This is a genomic window from Citrobacter sp. TBCS-15 (genome assembly GCF_005280815.1).
Classification (GTDB): domain Bacteria; phylum Pseudomonadota; class Gammaproteobacteria; order Enterobacterales; family Enterobacteriaceae; genus Citrobacter; species Citrobacter werkmanii.
Genome location: NZ_SZWK01000292.1, coordinates 15,258 through 37,133 on the forward strand (window position 1 = coordinate 15,258; position 21,876 = coordinate 37,133).

A 21,876-nucleotide genomic window follows, 5' to 3' on the forward strand; every position below is an offset into this window, starting at 1 on the left:
CCAGAATGAATTTTGTCATGAAAAATCAAGCTTTTTACTCCGTGCAGCGTTGGCTCAAACCCGTGGCTTGTGGCCTGCTTTTTATTGCAGAGATCAACGCTTCCTGGGCGGGTATTGCGCTCGACCGTACCCGGATGATCATCACCGGTGATGCGCGATCTGTCAGCGCGAACTTAACCAATACCAGCCCGAGCATTCCGTTTTTGGCCCAGTCGTGGGTGGAAGACGCCAACGGAACAAAAGTTACCTCGCCGCTGATGGTCTTACCGCCGCTACAGCGAATTAACGGTGGGCAAAAGGGCATTGCCCGGGTGACGAAAACCAGCGGGATTAATGCGCTGCCTCAGGATCGAGAAAGCCTGTTCTACCTGAATGTGCGTGAGATTCCACCTAAGCCTGATAAGCCGAACGTGCTGCAACTGGCGATGCAGTCGCGCATCAAATTGTTCTACCGTCCGACCGCCATCGTGCCGGAAACGCCGGGCGCGGTGTGGCAAAACCAACTGGTCTTTCACAAGCAGGGTCTACGCTGGACCGTGGATAACCCAACGCCATACTTCGTCACCTTGATCGGTTTAAGCCGTAAGCCGGAAGCGCAGGGCGGCGGCAGGCTGACTGATTTCCCCGGGGTTATGGTTTCACCAAAATCCTCGCTTGATTTCAGCGTCACCGACGGCAGCGTTAGCCAGTTCAGCATGATGTATGTGAACGATTTTGGCGGTCACCCTGAATTGAAATTCAGCTGCACAGGCAATGTGTGTAAAGCATTGCCGATGGAGCAACAGCCCCGGTAAAGGACTCGTAAATGAAAAAGATGCTTTGCGCTCTGCTGATGGCAGGTATGGCCTGCCCGGTTCAGGCCACTAGCGGCCGCCAGGATATGAGCAACGTTTCCGGCGAGTATGGCAACGTCCGCTTTCATGGTCGGGTGTTCGTTTCGCCGTGCGTGCTGGATATGGCTTCACGCGATCAGACCATCGATCTGGGTGATATTTCCGCCAGCAGCTTTCGCCAGAGCGGCGATCGCAGCGATCCGGTATTAGTGACGCTGAACCTGAATGGCTGCTTAAAAGGTTCTGGCCATACCTTAAGGGATTTTCCCGGACAGACCAGCGAAATGCCGGAGCTGGCGCATAGCACGGTGGAACGTGGCGTTTCGATGACGCTGATGGCCGAAGGCGCGCCGGAAAACAGCGATCTGGGGCGTATTCGCGGCGATGTGCGTGGTGCGGGCATTCGGCTACTGACCGAACGCAACCAGTTGATCCACCTGAATCAACCGCAACGCATGTGGATCCTCAAACCAGGTGATAACGCGATTCACTTTCTTGCCGCGCTGGAATCTTTTGGGCAGGAGGTGACCGCTGGCGAATTTAACGGTCTGGTCAGACTTAAGCTGGAGTATCTATGAGCGTATTGCATAAAGCGCTGCTGTGGGTCGTGCTGGCAGGCAGTCCTCTGGCCGGGCATGCATTCACACAGGGGGAAGGTGAGCCGGAGGGCGGGTCGCCGCATCAGTACGATATTGAACTGAGTTCGCTGGATGTCAGCAAAAACCATGTAGGCGGCAGAACGGAGCCTTTTACCTGGAATCTGGGCAGTTGGTATGTGGTGAATTTTTATTGCGAACAGGCCGATATCTCTCGGGAGCCTATTTATTACACCACCACGACCACCATGCCGCCTTCAAATCAGGGGGCGAACCGTTTTCGGTTAAACGAGTATCTGGATGTGGAAGTTCAGGTGTGGGTTGCCGGACGTTACAACAAATACGTCCAGGCGCCTTTTACCAACGTTTCAAACCGCAACAGTAACAACAGCTGCAAAAAGCGTAAGGGCTACACGCGCGCCACGAACGTTGAAAGTGGTTCAAAAGGGAAAGTGACGTTTATTGTCACTAAACCCATTATCAATGGCATCAATATCACCTCCCAGTCGCTGGTGGAGGTTGCCGGGCGCATGGGCGGTGCGGGACCTACGCCAACCACGGCGATTTCACGTGTGGTCATTAAATCCGGGCTCATTACCGTGCCGGATAAATGCACCTTCAATCGGGGAGACAAAATCAGCATTGAGTTTGGCGATCTGCCCGGATCCGCTGCAAAACTCAACGGCACCAATTACAGCAAGTCGATCCCGATACATGTGGTCTGTGAAGGCGGCAGCTTCGATCAGGGCGCGCTGAATATCAATTTAGGTGTACAAACCACCACGGCGTCAGGTACGGCTGGGTTTAACGATCATCTTCTCGGCACGTTGAGTGGGGGACAGAAACGCGACGATCTCGGCATTATGATTAAAGACGAGAGCGGCGGCACCGTAGTGCCCAATCAGTTCTACAACGTGAAGGGTTTTTACCAGAATCAGGGCGACTGGAATCTCACTGCCGCACCGGTGGCAAAGCCGGGCGTGGGGAGCGTTAAGGAAGGTGAGTTTGAAGCCTCTGCCACCGTTGTCGCGCAGTTTCAGTAGGGTAATACCATGACTTTCAGAACGTTAATCGCGGTGAGTACGCTGCTGTTTGGCGCAACGGTACAGGCTGATACCAAACTGGTCGGTGGCGATATGTATTTTCACGGCACCATCAGAGCGCTGGCCTGCAGCCTTGCACCCGGCGGCGACAAAATCGAGGTCGATTTCGGGCAAATCGCGACGCAGGATCTCTATCTCTCAGGACGCAGTAAGCCGGAAAAATTCAGCATCCAGTTACGCGACTGCAACCCGGAGGTTTTCCGCGGGATCTCGGTCACTTTCAGCGGCAAGGAAGATGCGGAGCTTACCGATCATCTGGCGCTGGATAGCAGCGAGCAGGACGGGGCATCGGGGATCGGGATTGGAATGAGTGAAGACGATGGCACGGCAATCCGGCTTGATGAAAGCACGTCAGTTACAGAGATTACTGAAGGGTCGATGACGCTGAATTTTTTGGCGTGGGTCGCGGCAGAACCGTCGGCGATAAAAAACCAGTCTCTTGAATACGGTCCGTTCAGCGCCAGCGGGACCTGGACGTTGAATTACCAGTAGCATGATGAACGCACTGAATCGTATTGCGCCGCTGCCTGGCCAGAAATTATTGCTGATTGTCAGTCTGTTTTTCTGGTGCGGGATCATGCACCTCTACTGGCTGAATAACGGCGGCAGCGGTCTGTCGTTGCCGCTTAATATTACCAGTTGGATCTACGCTGCAGTATTGGCAGCAAGTACGGCGATGCTACTGCCTCGCCGACGCTGGCGCATCACTGTACCTGCTATTGGATTTATGCTGGGCGCGCTGATCCTGACGCTGCTTTGTCTGCTGACGCCGGGCATCTGGCGGTCCGAGGCGCTGCTGGTAGCGGGGGCGTTACTGGGTGGCGTGCTTGTCTATCTGGTGACGTTACAAATTCCACTTACGACAAACGTTCGCACGGTATTGCTGGCCCTGTTATGGGGGGCATGCGTCATCGAATGTGTGGCGTTTGTCTATCAGTACTGGCATTGGCCGGGCGTTGATTACTGGGAGTTCGCATGGCGGCGCGGCACGCGGCCCTACGGTATTTTTCAGCAGGTCAATCTGCTGGCCAGTTTCACTGCGTGCGGCGTGCTGCTGTCAGCGCTGCTCTTTTTACGCCAGGGCGGCAGATACCGAATTGTTTTCGGGGTTGCTCTGGTGATGATGGGATTTGTGCTGCATGAATCCCAGTCGCAAACCGGCTATTTGTCTCTGGCGGTCGGTGAGGTGTTACTGATGGTGGTGTTCCCTGCACAACGCCGCACGCTGTTGCTACTTCTCCTGCCGTTGGCGTTAGGTATGGCGACAGGCGCTGCCGCTCGCCATTTTTTGTCCGTTGCCACGGTAGATCATTTAACGACTTCTCATGTGCGCTGGACGGTGCTGAAAACATCACTGGCATTATTTGCCGAACGCCCGTGGATGGGATGGGGCGTGGGCAGTTTCGCTGCTGTTTTTCTCGAACGAGCGGGGCCATTGGGGCTGAGTAGTATCTCGCATCCGCACAACGAACTGGTGCTGTGGCTGGTGGAGGGCGGTCTGGTTGGACTGGCGGGCGCGCTGTGTTTTATTGCGGGTGGGTTATGGCTCTGGCTGCACGGAAATTGCTGGCGTCGTGCCTGCCTGGTGGCGGCGTTGCCAGTGGTTATCCATATGTTGACGGAATACCCGGTCAGACAGTCAACGCCACACTGGTTATTGCTGATCCTGCTGCTTCGTTGCGCAGATGGCGCGCTAAAAGGGGCTAGTCTGACGCGCCCGGCGACGTCGTTGATTCGTGGGCTGGCATTTATCTCGTTTCTGATAGCCACTCCCTTGTTACTTCTCACGCTACAGACGCAACAGCAACTGACGCTGGCGGAACGGCAATCAACACAGTGGCAACTTGCCGAATCGCTCCCGGTAGGCGGCTGGTTGCTTGCCACACGCTACCACTTTGATCTCCAGATGGGATACCTGCAACGGTATCAACGTACCCGGGATGCTCGCTGGCTGGAGTTGGTGCGCCGTTGGGCGCCTGACTATGTGCGTGTTCACCCGGACCCGAATATCTCCTTCACGCAAATCTTGCTGGCGATGCAGCAGCGCGACCTGGCTCAGGCGCACCGCCTGGCGACCCGCTTTTACCTGATCTATCCGAACGATCGCCGTATCTCCTGGTTACAGGATGCACGACGTCCTTTTAATCAAAAAATGGAATGATATGAACAGACTCAGCGAACAGGCTCAATATGTACCCGAGCTTCCCCGTAATGCCGAACTGCTGCGGATCTCCGGGATCCGTTTGCAGCGCATTCATTTTTTTGATGATGCATCACTGGATGTCCGTGAGGTGTTAAGCCAGGTACGCACACCGCTCCCGCTGGATCTTTTTTTCAAGCATCTTTCTGTCACCGCGAAACAGCAGCTGTTTATGTGGCAAATGCAGCGGGTACTCTTACTCCCAGGAAGCTATTCGCTGAATTTATCCGTCAGGATGCTGACCTGTCTGTCGTGGATCTCGCGACTCACCAGGCAGGCGCATCAGGGGCGGATTGTTATTGAAATTCAGGATCCCGCTACCATGATGCGTCTGGAAAAGGCAGAACAGCAGGCGGTATGCATCGCCATAAAAACCCTGGTGCGCCATGGTTTTCGCGTGTGGCTGGATGACGTTTCGCCTGAGCTGTTTTTTGTCTGGCGACTGTCTGGCATCCGTTTTGATGCCATTAAAATTGAAAGCGGGATGTTTCATCAGTTCAGATCATCGGAGTGGCAGTTGAGGGTACTGGTCAATCAATTTCGCGGGCTGGGAGAGCGGGTGGTGATCGAGGGAGTAGAAACCGCGCAGGATTACGCCATCTGCCGTATGAGCGGCGCTGATGCTGTACAGGGCTTCTTTTTTCAGCAGGAGATCGTGCCGAAAAGCCTGAATCATTGCTGATTCAGGCCCTGGGGATTACTCGCTCAGCGTCTGTGCGATATCTTTCTGTACCTGCTGGCGCTGTTCCGGAGTCAGCACTTTGTTCAGGTCAAAGTAGTATTTCACACGATAATAACGCGCTTGTTGTTCGATGTTGCTGAACGCGGAAAGCTGCTTCTTAACGGCGGTTTCATCCCATTTCCCGGACTTGATGACGTCGATCAATGCGCCATCTTTAACATCTTTCACTGAAATCTGGCTGACGTTGGTTTCAAGCTGCTGGTGCAGTTTTTTGATCTGCGCAACCTGATCGGTGGTCAGCTTAAGGTGCTGGACTACCGGGTCCTGAGCTGGAGCGGGAACGTTGGATACATTTGCTGCAAACGTGCTAAAAGAAGCGCCAGCTACGGTTGCAGCCAGCAAAGTCATGCGTACGAAGTTCTTCATTATTGAAATCCTGATAAAGGAATTATTAACATTGTCAGACACTCGCCGGTTACGAGTGATTATCCCTTGCAGAATACGTTGCCTGAAGCATGTCGCCACGCGAATTTGTTTTGCGGTTGGTTACGGAGTGCAACAATCCCGCTACGGAAAAATGTTACGCAGCGGGAGGAGAGGCGATATCTACAGCGCGAACGGGTCGGCGTCCTGCCAGGCGGGAAACTTTTCGCGATACTCACGCAGTGCCGAGAGCGACAGTTCAGCGTCAATACGTGTGGCTTGATGCGGCTCGGCGGTGGCAATAATCTCACCCTGTGGATTTATCACCCGGCTGTCACCGCGATAATGATGACCGTTACCGTCAGTTCCTACACGGTTACATCCTGCTACATACGCCTGATTCTCAATCGCCCGTGCAGTGAGCAGAACCTGCCAGTGCAGTGAACGCGGCGCGGGCCAGTTAGCCACATACAAGGCGAGGTCGTAATCGTTACGGTTGCGCGACCACACCGGAAAACGCAGGTCATAACAGACTAACGGCAGAATGCGCCAGCCGCGCCATGTAAAAATAACGCGCGCTTCTCCCGCCTGGTAATGCTGATGTTCATCCGCCATGCGGAACAGATGACGTTTGTCATAGAAATGCACATTACCTTCGGGCTCGACCAGTAAAAAACGGTTAACCGCACCGCGTTCGGACTGAATCGCGGCACTGCCCGCGATCAGGGCGTTCGTCTGTTGCGCTTTGGCGCGCATCCAGCTTACGACTTCTTCCTGTGGCAGCGATTTGTTTGCCGCTTCCATCGCAAATCCGCTGGTAAACATCTCGGGCAACACAATCACATCACGTCCGGTGACGGTTTCCAGTTGTCGGTCGAAATGGCGCAGGTTGGCCGGGCCATCCATCCAAATCAACGGTTGTTGCAGCAGAGTAATTTTCAAACCAGGCACGATCGAGGCTCCTCGTTGAACAACATTTTGACACTGTAGCATGAGCTTTAACGAAAATGTGGCAATAAGAAATCTCCCCGCATATAGCGTAATGCTGTTCAGTTAACGCCTCTGTTTCAGAAAGCATCACCAGTATTGGTAGAAGTTATGAATATGCTGTCTCAGAGAAAGGGTTCCGTTCACCTTATGTTCATTGTTTCTCTGAAACATCGATTCCTGTGAACGTGTAAAGGGCGTTCTCCGCCACGCCCTTTACCATCCCGGCTCCCGGCGGGAAAATTGTTGCTGCGCAATACCCTCCGCTTATTCCTTCAGGCTACCGGGCCGGGCGCGATGAAGCGTCCCTGCAAAGCGCGCCCTGAGCCAGCATCCATGCTGGCTCTCCCGGCCTTACGGAAACACGTCGGCAATTTTCAGCCGGACCAGCCCACACCTCACCATCTGCGTTTTTGGTCTGAACAGCAAAACAGATTTAACTGGAAGTCAGAGCATTGAAGCGATGACTCCGGTCCGGCTGAAAATCGATGAGGCGCTGACGGCTGACCGGGGTTGCCCGCAGGGATGCGGGCAGAGGGGACGGCCTGCATGGACGCAGGCTCGGCCCCGACCCGACAGGCAGACGGCATAAGACGAATGAATCGCGAAGCGACGATTTTCCCGCCGGGAGCCTGGGATGCAAGGGAGGCGGCGGGAGCCTCCCTTGCACGTTCATGTGTAATGCGGTTTCAGAGAAGTAATGAGCATAAGGTGAACGTAATCCTGTTCATAGGCGGAATGTTCACCCTATATGCTTAACTGACTGGCATTACCCATTTAGCGGTGCTTAATGCCGTGCGGAAGGTTATGCCGCTTCGACCTTACGCACTTTCTCTGGCAGCTTTACCGGCTGAGTCGCCAGCTCCTCGGGTTCGAAGTCATCCACGTTGATACTGCGCAGACGGCTCGCTTCGGCTTTCACCAGAATCGCGGCTTCGTCTTTATCAATCAACCCTTTGGCCAGCGCGTTATGCGCCAGTTCGTCCAGGCGGGTAAACGGCAGGTTTTTACCCAACTCTTTGCAGATCCGCTGGTGGATAGGGTCGGCTGCAATCACGTCCAGCAGAGCCTCTTCCAGCAAACCGACCGGGTTATGCTCGCTTGGCGTCAGGTATTGACCGCGGCCAAGGCGAGAACGGGTGGCGCTCGGAACCTGCAAAATCTTCGCGACCTTATGATCCAGCTTGTCGGACGGTGCATGATAGTGGCGACCGGTCGGGAAGATAACCACACTCAGCAAACCGGCAACCAAACGGTTCGGGAAGTTTTTCAGCAGATCGTCCATCGCCTGTTCGGCTTTGTACAACGCATCCTGGACGCCCCAGTGAACCAACGGCAGGTCGGCTTCATTACGGCCTTCATCGTCATAACGCTTCAGCACCGCAGAGGCCAGGTACAGCTGGCTTAACACATCCCCCAGTCGCGCCGAGATACGTTCACGACGCTTCAGGCTACCGCCCAGAACAGCCATAGACACATCCGAAAGCAGTGCCAGGTTGGCGCTCAGACGGTTCAGGTGCTGATAGTAACGTTTGGTCGCATCGGCGGTCGGCGTGCTACTGGTTAAGCCACGCGTCAGGCCCAGCCAGAAACTGCGTACCTTATTGCTGCCAACGTGACCGATGTGTTTGAACAGCAACTTGTCGAACGCATTCACATCGTTATTCTGCGCCGCAGCCATCTCTTCCAGCACATACGGATGGCAGCGAATCGCACCCTGACCGAAGATCATCATACTGCGGGTCAGAATGTTAGCGCCTTCAACGGTAATGGCGATAGGCGCCCCCTGATAAGCACGGGCGAGGAAGTTACTTTCGCCAAGCATGATGCCTTTACCGCCAGTAATATCCATGGCATCGATGATTGATTGCTGCCCACGGTGGGTACAGTGATACTTCACGATAGCCGACAGTACCGCCGGCTTTTCACCTAGTATAATGCCGTAGGTAATCAGCGACGCCGCAGCATCCATCACGTAGGCGTTACCGGCAATACGCGCCAACGGCTCTTCAATACCTTCCATCTTGCCGATAGAGATTTTGAACTGGCGACGAATATGCGCATACGCGCCGGTTGCCATTGCGACCGATTTCACGCCGCCCGTGGAGTTAGACGGCAGGGTAATACCGCGCCCCACAGACAGACATTCCACCAGCATACGCCAGCCCTGACCGGCCATTTTTGGGCCACCGATAATGTAATCAATCGGCACGAAGACATCTTTGCCCAGCGTCGGACCGTTCTGGAACGGCACGTTAAGCGGGAAGTGACGACGGCCAATCTGTACGCCCGGGGTTGAGGTTGGGATCAGCGCACAGGTAATGCCGAGTTCCTCTTCCCCACCCAGCAGTTTTTCCGGGTCGGAGAGTTTAAATGCCAGACCCAGTACGGTAGCGATAGGCGCCAGCGTGATATAACGTTTGTTCCAGGTCAGGCGCATCCCCAGCACCTGCTGACCCTGCCAGTCCCCCATACAGACCACGCCGGTATCAGGGATCGCGCCTGCGTCGGAACCTGCTTCCGGGCTGGTCAGGGCGAAACATGGGATCTCCTGACCACGTGCCAGACGCGGCAGGTAATGATTCTTCTGCTCTTCGGTGCCGTAGTGCTGCAGCAGTTCGCCTGGGCCTAATGAGTTAGGTACGCCGACTGTGATTGCGAGGATCCCGGAGACGCCGGAGAGTTTCTGCAATACGCGAGCCTGAGCATACGCGGAGAATTCCAGCCCGCCGTACTCTTTTTTAATGATCATCGCGAAGAAGCGGTGTTCTTTCAGATACGCCCACAGTTCCGGCGGCAGATCCGCGAGTTCGTGGGTGATCTGGAAGTCATTCGCCATGCGGCATGCTTCTTCAACCGGACCATCAATAAACGCTTGTTCTTCAGCTGTCAGATGCGGCTGAGGATAGTTATGCAGTTTTTTCCAGTCAGGTTTCCCCTGGAACAGGTCGCCTTCCCACCAGGTTGTACCGGCATCAATCGCTTCTTTCTCTGTACGCGACATTGGCGGCATGACTTTACGGAAACCGCGGAACACCGGCGCAGAAATCATGGATTTGCGCATCGGCGTAAAGTTAAACGGTACGAGAATAATGGCCAGAGGAACCAGCAGCCAGACTGACCACAGACCTGCCACGCCAAGCGCAGCCGTCCAGGCGAGCAAAATTAAGCTGCTGAGGAATAAGCTCACGCGGTGATAGAACAATACGCCGAGCAGAACAACCGTAGCGATAATACTCAAAATCATCATAACGAAAAGCTCCCTTGCTTGTAGGAGGTCTGACCACTTGTGATGGTATGGTTGTAGTGGATGTAAATTCTTTTAGCAATGTGTTTACAAAATAATTACAACAAAGCTCACATTGTTGGTGTTTTAACCGGCACAAAAAATCAAAAGCCGCGGCCATTCCTGTGGCTTGTACTTCTCGCTGGTAGCGCTATCCGGTACACTGCATCTTGTCATTTACATTCATGCTGAAGGATATCCTCATGTACCAGGATCTTATTCGTAACGAACTGAGCGAAGCGGCGGAAACGCTGGCTAATTTTCTTAAAGATGACGCCAATATTCACGCCATTCAGCGCGCGGCGGTCCTGTTGGCAGACAGCTTTAAAGCCGGTGGTAAGGTACTTTCTTGCGGTAACGGCGGTTCCCATTGCGACGCGATGCACTTCGCCGAAGAGCTGACCGGGCGCTATCGTGAAAACCGCCCTGGTTATCCGGCTATTGCTATCTCTGACGTTAGCCACATCTCCTGCGTCAGCAACGATTTCGGTTACGATTATGTGTTCTCCCGCTACGTTGAAGCGGTTGGCCGTGAAGGTGATGTCCTGTTAGGCATCTCGACGTCGGGTAATTCTGGTAACGTGATTAAAGCGATTGCCGCAGCGCGTGAGAAGGGGATGAAAGTCATCACCCTGACCGGTAAAGATGGCGGCAAAATGGCGGGCAGTGCGGATATCGAAATTCGTGTGCCGCACTTTGGCTACGCTGATCGTATTCAGGAAATTCATATCAAAGTGATTCATATCCTGATTCAGTTGATCGAAAAAGAGATGGTTAAATCATAAGAAGGCGATTGCCGGATGGCGGCTGAAACCTTATCAGGCCTACATGAGCTCCACGTAGGCCTGATAAGCGCAGCGCCATCAGGCAGTTCACGGTTTTAAGGTAGGTGATGTATGTGCGAACTGCTCGGGATGAGCGCCAATGTGCCAACCGATATCTGCTTTAGCTTCACCGGGCTGGTTCAGCGCGGCGGAGGGACCGGGCCGCACAAAGACGGCTGGGGTATTACGTTTTATGAGGGTAAGGGTTGCCGTACGTTTAAAGATCCGCAACCCAGCTTTAATTCGCCTATCGCTAAACTGGTACAAGACTATCCCATCAAATCCTGTTCCGTAATTGCCCATATTCGTCAGGCGAATCGTGGAGAAGTGGCGCTGGAAAATACCCATCCATTTACCCGTGAACTATGGGGACGCAATTGGACGTATGCCCATAACGGGCAGCTCAGCGGTTATAAATCGTTGGAGACTGGTAATTTCCGTCCGGTCGGTGAAACCGACAGCGAAAAAGCCTTTTGCTGGCTGCTGAACAAGCTGACAGAGCGTTATCCACGCACGCCAGGTAATATGACAGCGGTGTTTAAATATATCGCGGCGCTGGCAGGAGAACTGCGGGAGAAGGGCGTCTTCAACATGCTGTTGTCTGACGGTCGTTATGTGATGGCTTTCTGCTCGACCAACCTGTTTTGGATCACCCGTCGAGCGCCATTTGGCGTAGCGACGCTGCTGGATCAGGATGTGGAAATTGATTTTAGCTCAGAGACCACACCCAATGATGTGGTCACCGTGATTGCCACTCAGCCGTTAACCGGCAATGAAACCTGGCAAAAGATTATGCCAGGCGAATGGGCATTATTTTGTCTCGGGGAGCGCGTAGTTTGATGCCAGCTGCGGTTGAACGACTTCGTGACTCAACGGCTTGCTGATAACGTAACGGCCATCGACGACGGAAACGGTCGGTGGCTTACGCGTTTGTTCAAAGTAATCGTATCCTGGCTTTAACTGGGCCCAGAAATCTTTGTAATACGAAAACTTATGACGCTGCATGTTGGCATCGGTCATGCGGAACGGGTAAATGCTCACCTGTACGCTGGATTGTCCGAACACCAGAGCGCCGGTGACAAACTGGAAAATCTCATCAATACCGTTGTCGGTCATCGCATAGCAGCCGACGGAAACGCAGGCGCCGTGGATCATCAGGTATTTACCTTCATAACCGTGTGCACGGTCGTAGGCGTTAGGGAAACCGATGTTAATCGCCTTATAGAAGCGGCTATCCGGTTTGAGCTGTCCGCGTTGTACGCTGTAAAACCCTTCCGGGCTTTTGAAATCGCCCTGACGCTGTTTCGGTCCTAAACCGCCGGAATAATTACAGATCTTATAACTGTCGAGCAATTGATACTGTTCGCCCATCTTGACGTACAGATCCAGCGTTCGCTCTTCTTTGAAGATCTGGATATAGACAGGGGAGCCCATTAACTGCTGCTTATATTCTTTGCTGACAGGCGTGGTCGGGCTGCTGCTGCTCAGCAAACCAGCAAATGAAACGCACGGCAATAAAAGCATCGCAAGAAAAAATGCGATTTTACGCATACTGCTTATTCCTTGATAAAACGATTACACACGCCAGGACGGCAAAAAGAGTCCCCAAATCGGATAAATCTGGATCTGGAGCGCTCACATTAGCACCAAGAGAGTTTTTCGCAAGTCTCTCGTGCGGCGTTTACACTTTAGTTTTTCTTTATACGGAAAATTGCGCTTAAAGGCAGTCAGACACTGGCTTGTTTTGTTGGTTAGCACACTGCATTTCTTCTTATTAGTGAAGAATGTCTAATATATTGAATTTAAAAAATTAATTATTTAATAATCGAATATTAAACAGGAACGATGAGCAATAGCGGTAAACTGCGGTGAACGTGTTTGACCAGGTATTCTTCTTTTCATGTTTTTTGTCTCTGCGCCCCGTTGCTTCTTACCGGGCCTGCTGTCTTTGTGTGTTGTGCTGTCTTTACCGTCTGTCGCCAAAGTTCAGCCCCACTTATCTGACGCCCATTTAAGCTATGCGGCGCAATTGCGGATGCGTAACCGCGCCCGGCTGCTGAAGCAGTATCACGCACAGGAAAAAAAACAGGCAAGCTACGTGGTGGAAGGCAACGCAGAAAGTAAACGCGCGCTGCGCCAGCAGAACCGGGCGCTGATTAAACAGCACCCGGAGTGGTTCCCTGGCCCACTAAAAGCCAGCGACCATCGCTGGCAGGAACTGGCTGAGAATGATCATTTTCTCAGTAGCGATCATCTGCACAATATCACTGAAGTGGCCATCCACCGACTTGAGCAACAGCTAGGTAAACCCTACTTGTGGGGAGGTACCGATCCTGATGAAGGGTTTGACTGTAGCGGGCTGATTTTTTATGCCTACAACAAAATCCTGGCGGCAAAATTGCCCCGGACGGCGAATGAAATGTATCACTACCGACGGGCAACCATCGTCTCTAACCGCGATCTTCGCCGTGGTGATTTAGTCTTCTTTCATATTCACAGCCGGGATATTGCCGATCATATGGGCGTCTATTTGGGGCAGGGGCAATTTATTGAATCGCCGAGGACGGGAGAAACCATTCGGGTGAGCAATTTAACCGATGACTTCTGGCGGGATCATTATCTTGGTGCCCGTCGTATTCTTACGGAAAATACGATTCTGTAATCAAAAAGGCGGTGTAATCACACCGCCTCGCCAGGCGTTAACTCAACGCCCCCATGATCTTTAATTCCAGCTCATCCGGAACTTCGTTATAAGACAACACCTGTAGGCCCGGGGCAAACAGGCGCGCATAGCGCGCGAGCAGAGGACGTAACTGCGGCGCGACCAGCAGCACCGGCTCTTTCCCCGCCGCTTTCATCTGCTCTTTTATCTGCGGCATATTGGTCTGGAACTGATTCAGCATATTGGGATCGACCGGCACACTGTCCAGCATCACTTTTCCACTTTGCTGAGCCTGATTCACCACATTCGCCAGCAGATTCTCCAGTTCACTATTCAGCGTATATACCGCCAGCTCATCTTTGCGTACAAACGGGTGGGTAATGCTGCGACGTAGCGCCAGACGCACATCCGCCGTTAACAGAATATGATCTTTGGTCACGGCGCTACTAGCGACCAGTACGGTGGCTATGGTGACGATATCGCGCAATGACACACCTTCGATAAGCAGCGCCCGGTACACTTTCAACAGTTGGCTGTAATTCAGCGCTGCGCTCAAATCTTCCGCCAGACGTGGCGCCATAGAAGAGAGACGGTTATGCAACTGCGTAATGTCATCGTAATTAAACAGCTCTGGAATATAGTTACGAATGATCTTATTCACATGCGTCGCAATGACGCTGGCGCTATCAATAACCTGATACCCCATATTTAACGCTTTCGCTTTTTGCGTTGGGACAATCCAGGTGACCGGCATTCCGTAGGCCGGATCGTGACCTAAAACACCGTCGATCTCGCCATAGGTTTCACTGGAGGGCAGCGCCATCAGCTTATCTGCGGGAATGTCGGCCTCATCAGCCTTGATCCCATTGATAAAAATGGCGTACTGGGTCGGTTTGAGACGGAAGTTTTCACGAATGCGAATTTCCGGTAACAACACGCCGTTGCTGTCTGAGATCACCTGCCGCACACCGCGAATACGTTGAGTGAGCGGATTCCCTTTGGATTTATCGACCAACGACACCAGCTTGTATCCCAGGCTCAGGCTGATAGGTTCAATTAAAGGGATGGTTTCCCAACTGACCTGCTGCTCGGTGGTTTCTGCGATGGTTTTGGTCAGCGTTTCGAGATTTTTCTCTTCGGTCTCCGCAACCTTGGGGCGCTTGCTCATGCGCCAGGCGGTGAATCCCAACAGGGCGCTGAAAATCAGGAAGGGGAAATGAGGCATCCCCGGCACCACTGCCAGCACAAACATAATGCTGGTGGCGGTATACAGCACGGAGGGGCTGGCCAGCAGTTGGCTACGCACGTCTGTGGCAATATCGCCGCTGTCGCTTACACGGGTGACGATGATCGCTGCCGCGGTCGACAACAGCAGAGAAGGGATCTGGGCGACCAGGCCGTCACCGATGGTCATCAGTACGTATTGCTGGAATGCGGCTTCGGCGCTTAAATCGTATTTAAAGATCCCGATACAGACGCCGCCGATCAGGTTGATAGCCAGGATCATCATCCCGGCGATGGCATCGCCGCGTACGAACTTTGACGCACCATCCATCGCGCCATAGAAATCCGCTTCGCCCGCTACGTCTTTACGTCGTGCTTGCGCCTGCGCCTGATTAATCAGTCCTGCGTTGAGATCGGCATCGATCGCCATCTGCTTACCGGGCATGGCGTCAAGCGTAAAGCGGGCAGAAACTTCGGAGATACGCTCCGCACCTTTGGTCACCACGATAAAGTTAATGATCATCAGAATGATGAACACCACGAAACCAACGACAAAGTTACCGCCGATCACCACCTGGCCGAAGGACTCAATCACCTTACCGGCAGCGCCTGCACCCATGTGACCGTGCAGTAATACCACGCGTGTTGACGCCACGTTCAGCGTCAATCGCATCAGGGTGGTGATCAGCAGAATGGTCGGGAACAAGCTGAATTCGAGCGGGCGTTTCGCTGAAACGGCCACTAACAGCACCATCACCGCCAGCACGATGTTAAAGGTGAACAGAATATCCAGCAGGGCCGGTGGTAACGGCAGGATCACCATGGCCAGGATACACAGTATAACCAGCGGAATGCCGATGTTACCGTTACGCAGCAGCGCCAGGAATTGTTTAGTTGTTTTCGGCATCCAGTTTAAGAACCTCTTTTGGAATGGAAATATGTCTGTTCAGCGAAGGACGTGCTTGTGAACCGTCACGCCAGTGCTTCATTTGCAGTACATAGGTCAGGACGTGTGCAATCGCCCGATACAGTTGAAATGGGATCTGTTGATTCACCTGGGTGGTGTAATAAACGGAGCGTGCCAGCTTAGGAAACTCAACAACTTCAATATTGCTTTCTGCCGCCACCTGGCGGATATACAGCGCGATTTCATCAGTGCCTTTAGCAACCACGAAAGGCGCTGCGGCGCGTGACTGGTCGTACCGTAGCGCCACGGCATAGTGGGTTGGGTTGGTGATCACCACATCGGCTTTTGGCACAACTTTGCGAATTTGCCCCATCGCCATTTGCCGTTGCAGGCGACGGATCCTGGCCTTAACCTCGGGTTTACCTTCCTGATTCTTATACTCTTCTTTCACTTCCTGTTTCGTCATCTTCAGCCCTTTGGTGAACATTTTTTTTGCCAGAGGGACATCGATCAACGCAAAGAAAACAAACAGGATGACAAAGTTGCGCATGATGCTGCTGTACAGCGCCAGACCATCGCTGATGGCCTGTTTGAAATGAAGCTCTTGTAAGCCGAGGAATGCGGCAACGTTATTGCGTACGCTGAGCCATAGCATCACCAGCAGCACTATCGCTTTGAGCGTCATCTTGCCGGTATCGACCAGATGGTCGGTGGAAAACAGGCGACTAATCCCTTTGATCGGGCTTAATTTGCTAAAGTCCGGCAATATTTTTTTCGGCAGGAATAGCCAGCCTCCCGGAATCAGTGAGGCAAACAGCGCGGCAACCGGCATGGGTAACAGCGTCAGGATGAATTTCCCCAGAATCAGCAGATGGTGCTCAAGGAACTGACCGATGATATCCGGGTCATTAATGTTCTGCGCGTACTGATGCACACTGATAAAGCTTTCGCGCACGAAATCTTCGTACCAGGGAAAGCTGCTGGAGATCACCATAAACGCGGCAAACAGACTGGCGGCAAGCCCCATATCTTTTGAACGCGGTATTTGTCCCTCTTGTCTGGCCTTGCGAAGTTTTTGCGCCGAGGGTTTTTCTGTTTTTTCTTCGCTACTGTTATCCGCCATAGTGCCCCTTCAACGCGTCAAGCTGCTGTAAGACGAAATTCGCCAGGTGCAAATAGTGGTCGGGCAGGTTGTAAAGCAGAGTCGCAAAGCAGATCAGGCCCGCCAGCATGTTGATGGGAAAACCTAATGAGTACAGGTTGAGCGGTGGTGCAATACGGTTTAGCAGACCAAAGCAGCCCTGAACAATCAGCATGATGAAGGTTGTCGGCAGCGCCAGCAGCGTGGCGGCGGCGAATACCCAGCCCAGCGCCAGGGAAATCGTGCGCAGAGATTGCGGATGCAGAGCATTGCCAATCGGCCAGTAAGTAAAGCCTTTGAATAAAATACTCACCAGCAACAGATGTCCGTCCATGGCAAAAAACAGTATCACCGCGTAGATGTTAATCATTTCCGCCAGCACCGTCGTTGACGCGCCGCTGCTGGGGTCGTTCATTACCGCCATGCTCATCCCCATATTAAAAGAGAGGATCTGACCCGCCAGTTGCAGCGCTAAAAATAAAAACTGCAGCATCAGGCCAAAAAGCATCCCCCACAGAAACTGCTCTGCGGTCAAAATAATGCTGTTCATCGACAGCAGGCTGGTGGGCACCGGGTGGGGGATAAGGGGCGTAATGATAAAGGCCAACGCCAGTGACAAAATAATGCGTATACGTATGGTGAGCGCGGCATTATCCAGTACCGGCGCGTAGTGAATAAACGCCATAATGCGCACGAAGGGAAACCACATACCCAGAATCAGATTACTTAACTGTGTAATATCTGTTTCGCGCATGTCAGTGCACCAGAATGGCGGCCTGAGTGAACAGATGCACGCAGAGATCGCTCAACTGGACGATCATCCATTTTCCGCAAATACCTAATACCGCGAGGGTGACGATCAGCCTGGGTAAAAAACTAAGCGTTTGTTCGTTAATCTGCGTCACAGCCTGAAAAATGCTGACTAACATACCGACCAGCAGGCTGGGAACGACCAACACGCAGACTAAAATGATCACAACTTTTATACCGCTGGCGACGATGTCTGCGGCTACATCAATGGTAAGCATGTCTGATCTCCGTTAGCCTAGTCCCAGACCGCGAATGCTGGAGGTCAGCGTCCCAACGGTCAGCGCCCAGCCATCAATAAGCACAAACAGCATCAGCTTAAAGGGCAGCGAAACGATCAGCGGTGACAGCATCATCATCCCCATCGCCATCAGTACGCTGGCGACGATCAGGTCGATCACGAGGAACGGAATGTAAATCATAAAACCTATCTGGAAGGCGGTTTTGAGTTCGCTTAGCACATAGGCGGGAACGATAATGGAAAGATCCTGATCGACGGCGTTCCCTTTCGCATTGGCGATCGTCATTATCTGCGCAATCGCTTTTTTATTGGTCTGCGCCAGCATAAAACGTTTCAATGGCGAAGCGGCTGTACTCAGGGCGTCGGGGAGCGTGATTTGATCGTTTTCAAACGGAACCACGGCATGATCGTAAATGTTGAGCCAAATTGGGCGCATCACCAGCATGGTTAACGACAGCGCAATGCCAATCAATATGCGGTTCGGCGGCGTTTGTTGCAGCCCCAACGCCTGACGAAGCAGGGAAAGAACAATAATAAAACGGGTAAAACAGGTCATCATCAGCACCAGGGTAGGCAGAATGCCCACCAGGGTCATCAGGATCAGGACCTGGATTTTTACGCTGTATTCCTGGCTATTTCCGTGTGAAATCACATTCAGCAACGGGATATCTCCCCCTTGCGCGCAGGCAAAGGGAGAAAGGATGAGTAACGAGATACCCAGTAAGAGTGTGAGTGTTGGCGCGCGTTTCATGGTGCCAGGTCGTTGATTTCATGCGTGTTGAATTCAAGGACGCGCAGGCCATATTTTTCGTTGACCACAACCACTTCAGCCTTACCTAGCAGGATATTATTGACCTTGATATCCAGCGGTTCACCGGCGAGTTTATCCATCTCGATGACGGTGTCGTCATCGATGTTCAGCAGATCGGCCAGCATCACCTCTACGGATGAAACTTCCAGCGTTAGCGTGACCGGAATACGTTTGAGTAATGACATCGACTCGGAAAAACGGTCTTCTAAACGCGCCACCAGCTTTTCTGTGGCAGACGGTGTGGGTGGCGTAGTCGCTTCGGGGGCTAACTCGAAGCCTTGCTCTAAAATATCTTCTGGCTTACTCATAGGATTTCTCCGTCTTGCTCGTTAATTCGGACAAAAACAGTTTGTCTTTATCCTCTACGATCAGGGCATTAAATAATTCGGATTTCCCGATATAAACAGGGAAAGTATCAGGCATCGCAATCGGTAAAATATCGCCGGGTTTAATCGTCGTCAGGTCGGCAACATTCAGAGGAATTTCTGCAATCTTCACGTTCATGGTTAGCGGCAGCGTATGAATGATTTCTTTGATCAGCGTTTTTTTACGCGTTTCAGCGCTGGCTTTATCAATCTGCTTTTTTTTCTCTCCGTGTTCGCTACGGCGGATCAAATTCAGAATGTAATCGGTATGCGAATCGTCCAGTAAGATGCGGAAACTGCAATTCTCATCATCACCTAATACAAATGTAAGCTGATAAGCCCAGTGGGTTTGTATGGTGCTGCTGTCGGGTTTGAGCGTCAGTGGAATACCGGATATATTTTTATTAAAAATGATATTGCAAATATCCAGTGCCAGTCTGCTTCTCAAGCGGATTTCCGTTTTGGTTGGTAAATCATCTTGCGACTTCTCGTCGGCGAGAGATGATGTCAGACCATAAAAGTTACCTAATAACATTAACAATAATGCGCGGTCGATATCAAAGGCCAGATGCCCAACCTGAGAAACTAATAATTCCGCACTTTTATTGATAACATCCATCTCACAGTGTATTTTTTTTAGTGTTATATTTGTGCGATGTTTTTTCAGGAAATAGTTTCCAAGATGTGATTCAATTGTATCAAAACTTCCCGTAAACATAGTCGGCAGACGATGATATGGACGTCCAAGCCGGTTTCCTTCAAGTTTAAAGATTCCGGGCGTTTGACTATATTTCAGCATGGTACGCTTTCTCAGCTGTAATTTCTGGGGCGGATAAGTTGATATCAAATTCCGCGGTTATCAAAGAAAATACAAATCCATTTAATTTACTGTTCATCCTTGACGCTATTCTCATAGTGTTGAAGTCCATTAGATACGAAATGCAGTACCTACTCACGTCTATGGAGTAGGGCTGGATATTAGATATTTTACCCCTCTCCTCTGCAAGTTATTAATGGTGATGAACTATAATTAAAAAATAATTAATTACGCATCCGTGATGTTGCCCACTTACTGCCTGTCGCTGCTTAGGCTTATCATTATGTCTGTTTTTTATGCGATTTTTCTTGTATGTTGATGTTTTTAAAGGAATAATATTTTTATTATCTTTTAATTTAAGATTGTTAATGTTACTGGTGATAGTATTTTTTTAGGAAAATCCCTATTTGGAAATAGTCTCAGATAGGGCAGCCCCGTGAACGGGTGGTAAAACATGAGCAAGGATGAGATTAAGACATGGCACGGGCGATATCTATTATTCGATGATTGTGCTTTGGAATGATTTGTATATTTCTCGTAACGGATGTTAACTTTACTTCTAAGTGTAAATAATCATGTTTGAACTTATTGCCGAAGCAGCCTCCAGCATTAACGTTTTTTCAATGGCCAGGCGTATTGCTGCGTTTAATGTTCCAGTACTTATCCATGGCGAAACCGGTACTGGTAAAGAATGTATCGCCAAATTTATTCACTCGATTGCATTTGCGCAGGAGGCGTCGGCGCCTTATATCGGTGTGAACTGCGCCGCTATTCCTGAAAACATGCTTGAAGCAACGCTCTTTGGTTATGATAAAGGGGCGTTTACTGGAGCGGTGGCCACCGTACCGGGAAAGATGGAATTAGCCAATAACGGTACATTACTGCTGGATGAGATTGGCGATATGCCTTTAGCGCTACAGGCTAAAATATTGCGTGTATTGCAGGAGCAACAGGTTGAGCGCTTAGGGAGTAACCGTTTAATCAAACTGAACTTCCGTTTAATTGCCTGTACCAATAAGAATCTTGAAGAAGAGGTGGCCGCAGGACGCTTCAGAGAAGATCTCTATTATCGGTTATCAGTTATTCCGTTGACCATGCCGCCGCTGCGCGAGCGCATGGAAGACATTATTCCGCTGGCGGAGTCCTTTATCAAAAAATACTCCACGGTGCTGGTTAAAAATATCAAGCTTTCTGAATCATCGCGCCGGGCATTACTGAGCTACGAATGGCCGGGTAACGTGCGTCAACTGGAGAACGCTATACAACGGGGAATGATCCTGAATCGTGATGGCGTCATTTACCCCGATACTTTAGGTCTGCCATCCATTGAGTCTGATTCCTGGAGCGAGCCGCAATGGCAACCTAAACCCAGCGCGCAGATCACCACCAGCGACAATCTGGGCCAGCATGGTCGCAGCGCACAGTATCAATATATCGCTGACCTGATGCGCAAATATCAGGGTAATAAAACCAAAATCGCTGATTTATTAGGAATCACCCCACGTGCGCTTCGTTATCGTCTGGCATCAATGCGAAAACAGGGAATAGAAATCTTTTCCTGAATCAGTCTGTGGTACCGAGAACGCTTTTCTAATTTTAAGAGTAGGTCATGAGCATAAATACGATAGCCCCAGCCAGTACCATGCAGACGCAAATGATGCAGGACATGCAGCAGATGAAAGCGGTCGCGCAAGCGCCCGTCCTTTCGCCGATGCAGGTAAACCCCCAGTTGGCATCATCTCCGGTTTCGTTCGACCGGGTTATGCAGGGGGCGCTGAATCATGTTGATCGGTTCCAGCAGGTTGCGGAACAAAAACAAACGGCCATTGAGATGGGGAAAAGCGACGACCTGGCGGGGGCGATGATCGCGAGTCAGCAGGCATCGTTATCGTTTTCCGCGCTGGTGCAGGTACGTAATAAAGTCGCTTCCGGATTCAATGACCTGATGAGCATGTCAGTCTAACGCT

Annotated in this window: 22 protein-coding genes; 11 read left to right on the forward strand and 11 right to left on the reverse strand. The window is 51.7% G+C overall.

Annotated features, from left to right (window positions below; translation table 11 throughout):
- Positions 1-17 precede the first annotated feature (17 nt).
- The 6 genes from FDW96_RS17715 to FDW96_RS17740 are packed head-to-tail and all read left to right on the forward strand — an operon-like array spanning position 18 to position 5,414.
- Entirely contained in the window at positions 18-794 is a 777-nt protein-coding gene (locus FDW96_RS17715) for a molecular chaperone (RefSeq protein ID WP_042310485.1), read from the forward strand.
- An 11-nt stretch (positions 795-805) separates the two neighbouring features.
- Positions 806-1,411 (forward strand): fimbrial protein, encoded by a 606-nt coding sequence (locus FDW96_RS17720; protein WP_137366053.1) that lies wholly within the window; start codon positions 806-808, stop codon positions 1,409-1,411.
- A complete protein-coding gene (locus FDW96_RS17725; protein WP_042310479.1) occupies positions 1,408-2,472 on the forward strand; it encodes a fimbrial protein in 1,065 nt (354 codons plus the stop codon). Before FDW96_RS17720 ends, FDW96_RS17725 begins: the two co-directional genes overlap by 4 nt.
- A gap of 9 nt (positions 2,473-2,481) precedes the next feature.
- Entirely contained in the window at positions 2,482-3,024 is a 543-nt protein-coding gene (locus FDW96_RS17730) for a fimbrial protein (RefSeq protein ID WP_042310477.1), read from the forward strand.
- 1 nt (position 3,025) lies between these two features.
- On the forward strand, positions 3,026-4,693 hold the full coding sequence (locus FDW96_RS17735; protein WP_137349238.1) for an O-antigen ligase: 1,668 nt from the start codon (positions 3,026-3,028) through the stop codon (positions 4,691-4,693).
- Between the two features lies 1 nt (position 4,694).
- On the forward strand, positions 4,695-5,414 hold the full coding sequence (locus FDW96_RS17740) for an EAL domain-containing protein (RefSeq protein ID WP_137366054.1): 720 nt from the start codon (positions 4,695-4,697) through the stop codon (positions 5,412-5,414).
- Between the two features lie 15 nt (positions 5,415-5,429).
- Here the strand turns inward: FDW96_RS17740 and FDW96_RS17745 are convergent, their stop codons facing one another.
- The 3 genes from FDW96_RS17745 to fadE form a co-directional block, all read right to left on the reverse strand.
- Positions 5,430-5,840 carry a Spy/CpxP family protein refolding chaperone gene (locus tag FDW96_RS17745; protein ID WP_038637532.1) on the reverse strand — a complete coding sequence of 137 codons (411 nt, stop codon included), beginning with the start codon at positions 5,838-5,840 and terminating at the stop codon, positions 5,430-5,432.
- Between the two features lie 180 nt (positions 5,841-6,020).
- Positions 6,021-6,788 (reverse strand): amidohydrolase, encoded by a 768-nt coding sequence (locus FDW96_RS17750; RefSeq protein ID WP_042310470.1) that lies wholly within the window; start codon positions 6,786-6,788, stop codon positions 6,021-6,023.
- Positions 6,789-7,629: 841 nt separating this feature from the next.
- Positions 7,630-10,074 (reverse strand): acyl-CoA dehydrogenase FadE, encoded by a 2,445-nt coding sequence (fadE, locus tag FDW96_RS17765; protein WP_087856497.1) that lies wholly within the window; start codon positions 10,072-10,074, stop codon positions 7,630-7,632.
- 239 nt (positions 10,075-10,313) lie between these two features.
- Between fadE and lpcA the strand changes: the two genes are divergently transcribed.
- Both lpcA and FDW96_RS17775 read left to right on the forward strand, forming a co-directional pair.
- Positions 10,314-10,895 carry a D-sedoheptulose 7-phosphate isomerase gene (gene lpcA, locus FDW96_RS17770; RefSeq protein ID WP_016149592.1) on the forward strand — a complete coding sequence of 194 codons (582 nt, stop codon included), beginning with the start codon at positions 10,314-10,316 and terminating at the stop codon, positions 10,893-10,895.
- Between the two features lie 111 nt (positions 10,896-11,006).
- Positions 11,007-11,774 (forward strand): class II glutamine amidotransferase, encoded by a 768-nt coding sequence (locus FDW96_RS17775; protein WP_042310466.1) that lies wholly within the window; start codon positions 11,007-11,009, stop codon positions 11,772-11,774.
- Here FDW96_RS17775 and dpaA read toward each other — a convergent pair.
- Positions 11,745-12,485, reverse strand: coding sequence for a peptidoglycan meso-diaminopimelic acid protein amidase (gene dpaA / locus FDW96_RS17780; RefSeq protein ID WP_042310464.1), 741 nt, complete (start codon positions 12,483-12,485; stop codon positions 11,745-11,747). The two genes, FDW96_RS17775 and dpaA, sit on opposite strands and share 30 nt — an antisense overlap.
- 349 nt (positions 12,486-12,834) lie before the next feature.
- On the opposite strand from dpaA, the gene FDW96_RS17785 reads away from it, so the two are divergent.
- Complete coding sequence (locus FDW96_RS17785) at positions 12,835-13,596, forward strand: C40 family peptidase (protein ID WP_137366055.1); 762 nt, start codon at positions 12,835-12,837, stop codon at positions 13,594-13,596.
- A 37-nt stretch (positions 13,597-13,633) separates the two neighbouring features.
- Here FDW96_RS17785 and flhA read toward each other — a convergent pair whose 3' ends face one another.
- Genes flhA through FDW96_RS17820 form a run of 7 tightly spaced genes read right to left on the reverse strand, consistent with a single transcriptional unit; the run spans position 13,634 to position 19,891 of the window.
- Positions 13,634-15,727 carry a flagellar biosynthesis protein FlhA gene (gene flhA / locus FDW96_RS17790; RefSeq protein ID WP_137366056.1) on the reverse strand — a complete coding sequence of 698 codons (2,094 nt, stop codon included), beginning with the start codon at positions 15,725-15,727 and terminating at the stop codon, positions 13,634-13,636.
- On the reverse strand, positions 15,711-16,850 hold the full coding sequence (gene flhB / locus FDW96_RS17795; RefSeq protein ID WP_137366057.1) for a flagellar biosynthesis protein FlhB: 1,140 nt from the start codon (positions 16,848-16,850) through the stop codon (positions 15,711-15,713). Before flhB ends, flhA begins: the two co-directional genes overlap by 17 nt.
- On the reverse strand, positions 16,840-17,622 hold the full coding sequence (fliR, locus tag FDW96_RS17800; protein ID WP_137349244.1) for a flagellar biosynthetic protein FliR: 783 nt from the start codon (positions 17,620-17,622) through the stop codon (positions 16,840-16,842). Before fliR ends, flhB begins: the two co-directional genes overlap by 11 nt.
- A gap of 1 nt (position 17,623) precedes the next feature.
- Positions 17,624-17,896 carry a flagellar biosynthetic protein FliQ gene (locus FDW96_RS17805; protein ID WP_003838859.1) on the reverse strand — a complete coding sequence of 91 codons (273 nt, stop codon included), beginning with the start codon at positions 17,894-17,896 and terminating at the stop codon, positions 17,624-17,626.
- Positions 17,897-17,908: 12 nt separating this feature from the next.
- Positions 17,909-18,667: a flagellar type III secretion system pore protein FliP gene (gene fliP / locus FDW96_RS17810; protein ID WP_137349246.1), complete on the reverse strand. Its 759-nt coding sequence runs from the start codon at positions 18,665-18,667 to the stop codon at positions 17,909-17,911.
- Positions 18,664-19,035, reverse strand: a complete 372-nt coding sequence (locus FDW96_RS17815) for a FliM/FliN family flagellar motor switch protein (RefSeq protein WP_137366058.1) — start codon at positions 19,033-19,035, stop codon at positions 18,664-18,666. Before FDW96_RS17815 ends, fliP begins: the two co-directional genes overlap by 4 nt.
- Positions 19,028-19,891, reverse strand: a complete 864-nt coding sequence (locus tag FDW96_RS17820) for a FliM/FliN family flagellar motor switch protein (RefSeq protein WP_061383097.1) — start codon at positions 19,889-19,891, stop codon at positions 19,028-19,030. Before FDW96_RS17820 ends, FDW96_RS17815 begins: the two co-directional genes overlap by 8 nt.
- Positions 19,892-20,484: 593 nt before the next feature.
- On the opposite strand from FDW96_RS17820, the gene FDW96_RS17825 reads away from it, so the two are divergent.
- Together FDW96_RS17825 and FDW96_RS17830 are read left to right on the forward strand one after the other, a co-directional pair.
- A complete protein-coding gene (locus FDW96_RS17825) occupies positions 20,485-21,471 on the forward strand; it encodes a sigma-54-dependent Fis family transcriptional regulator (RefSeq protein WP_137366059.1) in 987 nt (328 codons plus the stop codon).
- Between the two features lie 47 nt (positions 21,472-21,518).
- Complete coding sequence (locus FDW96_RS17830; protein ID WP_042310447.1) at positions 21,519-21,872, forward strand: flagellar hook-basal body complex protein FliE; 354 nt, start codon at positions 21,519-21,521, stop codon at positions 21,870-21,872.
- Positions 21,873-21,876 lie beyond the last annotated feature (4 nt).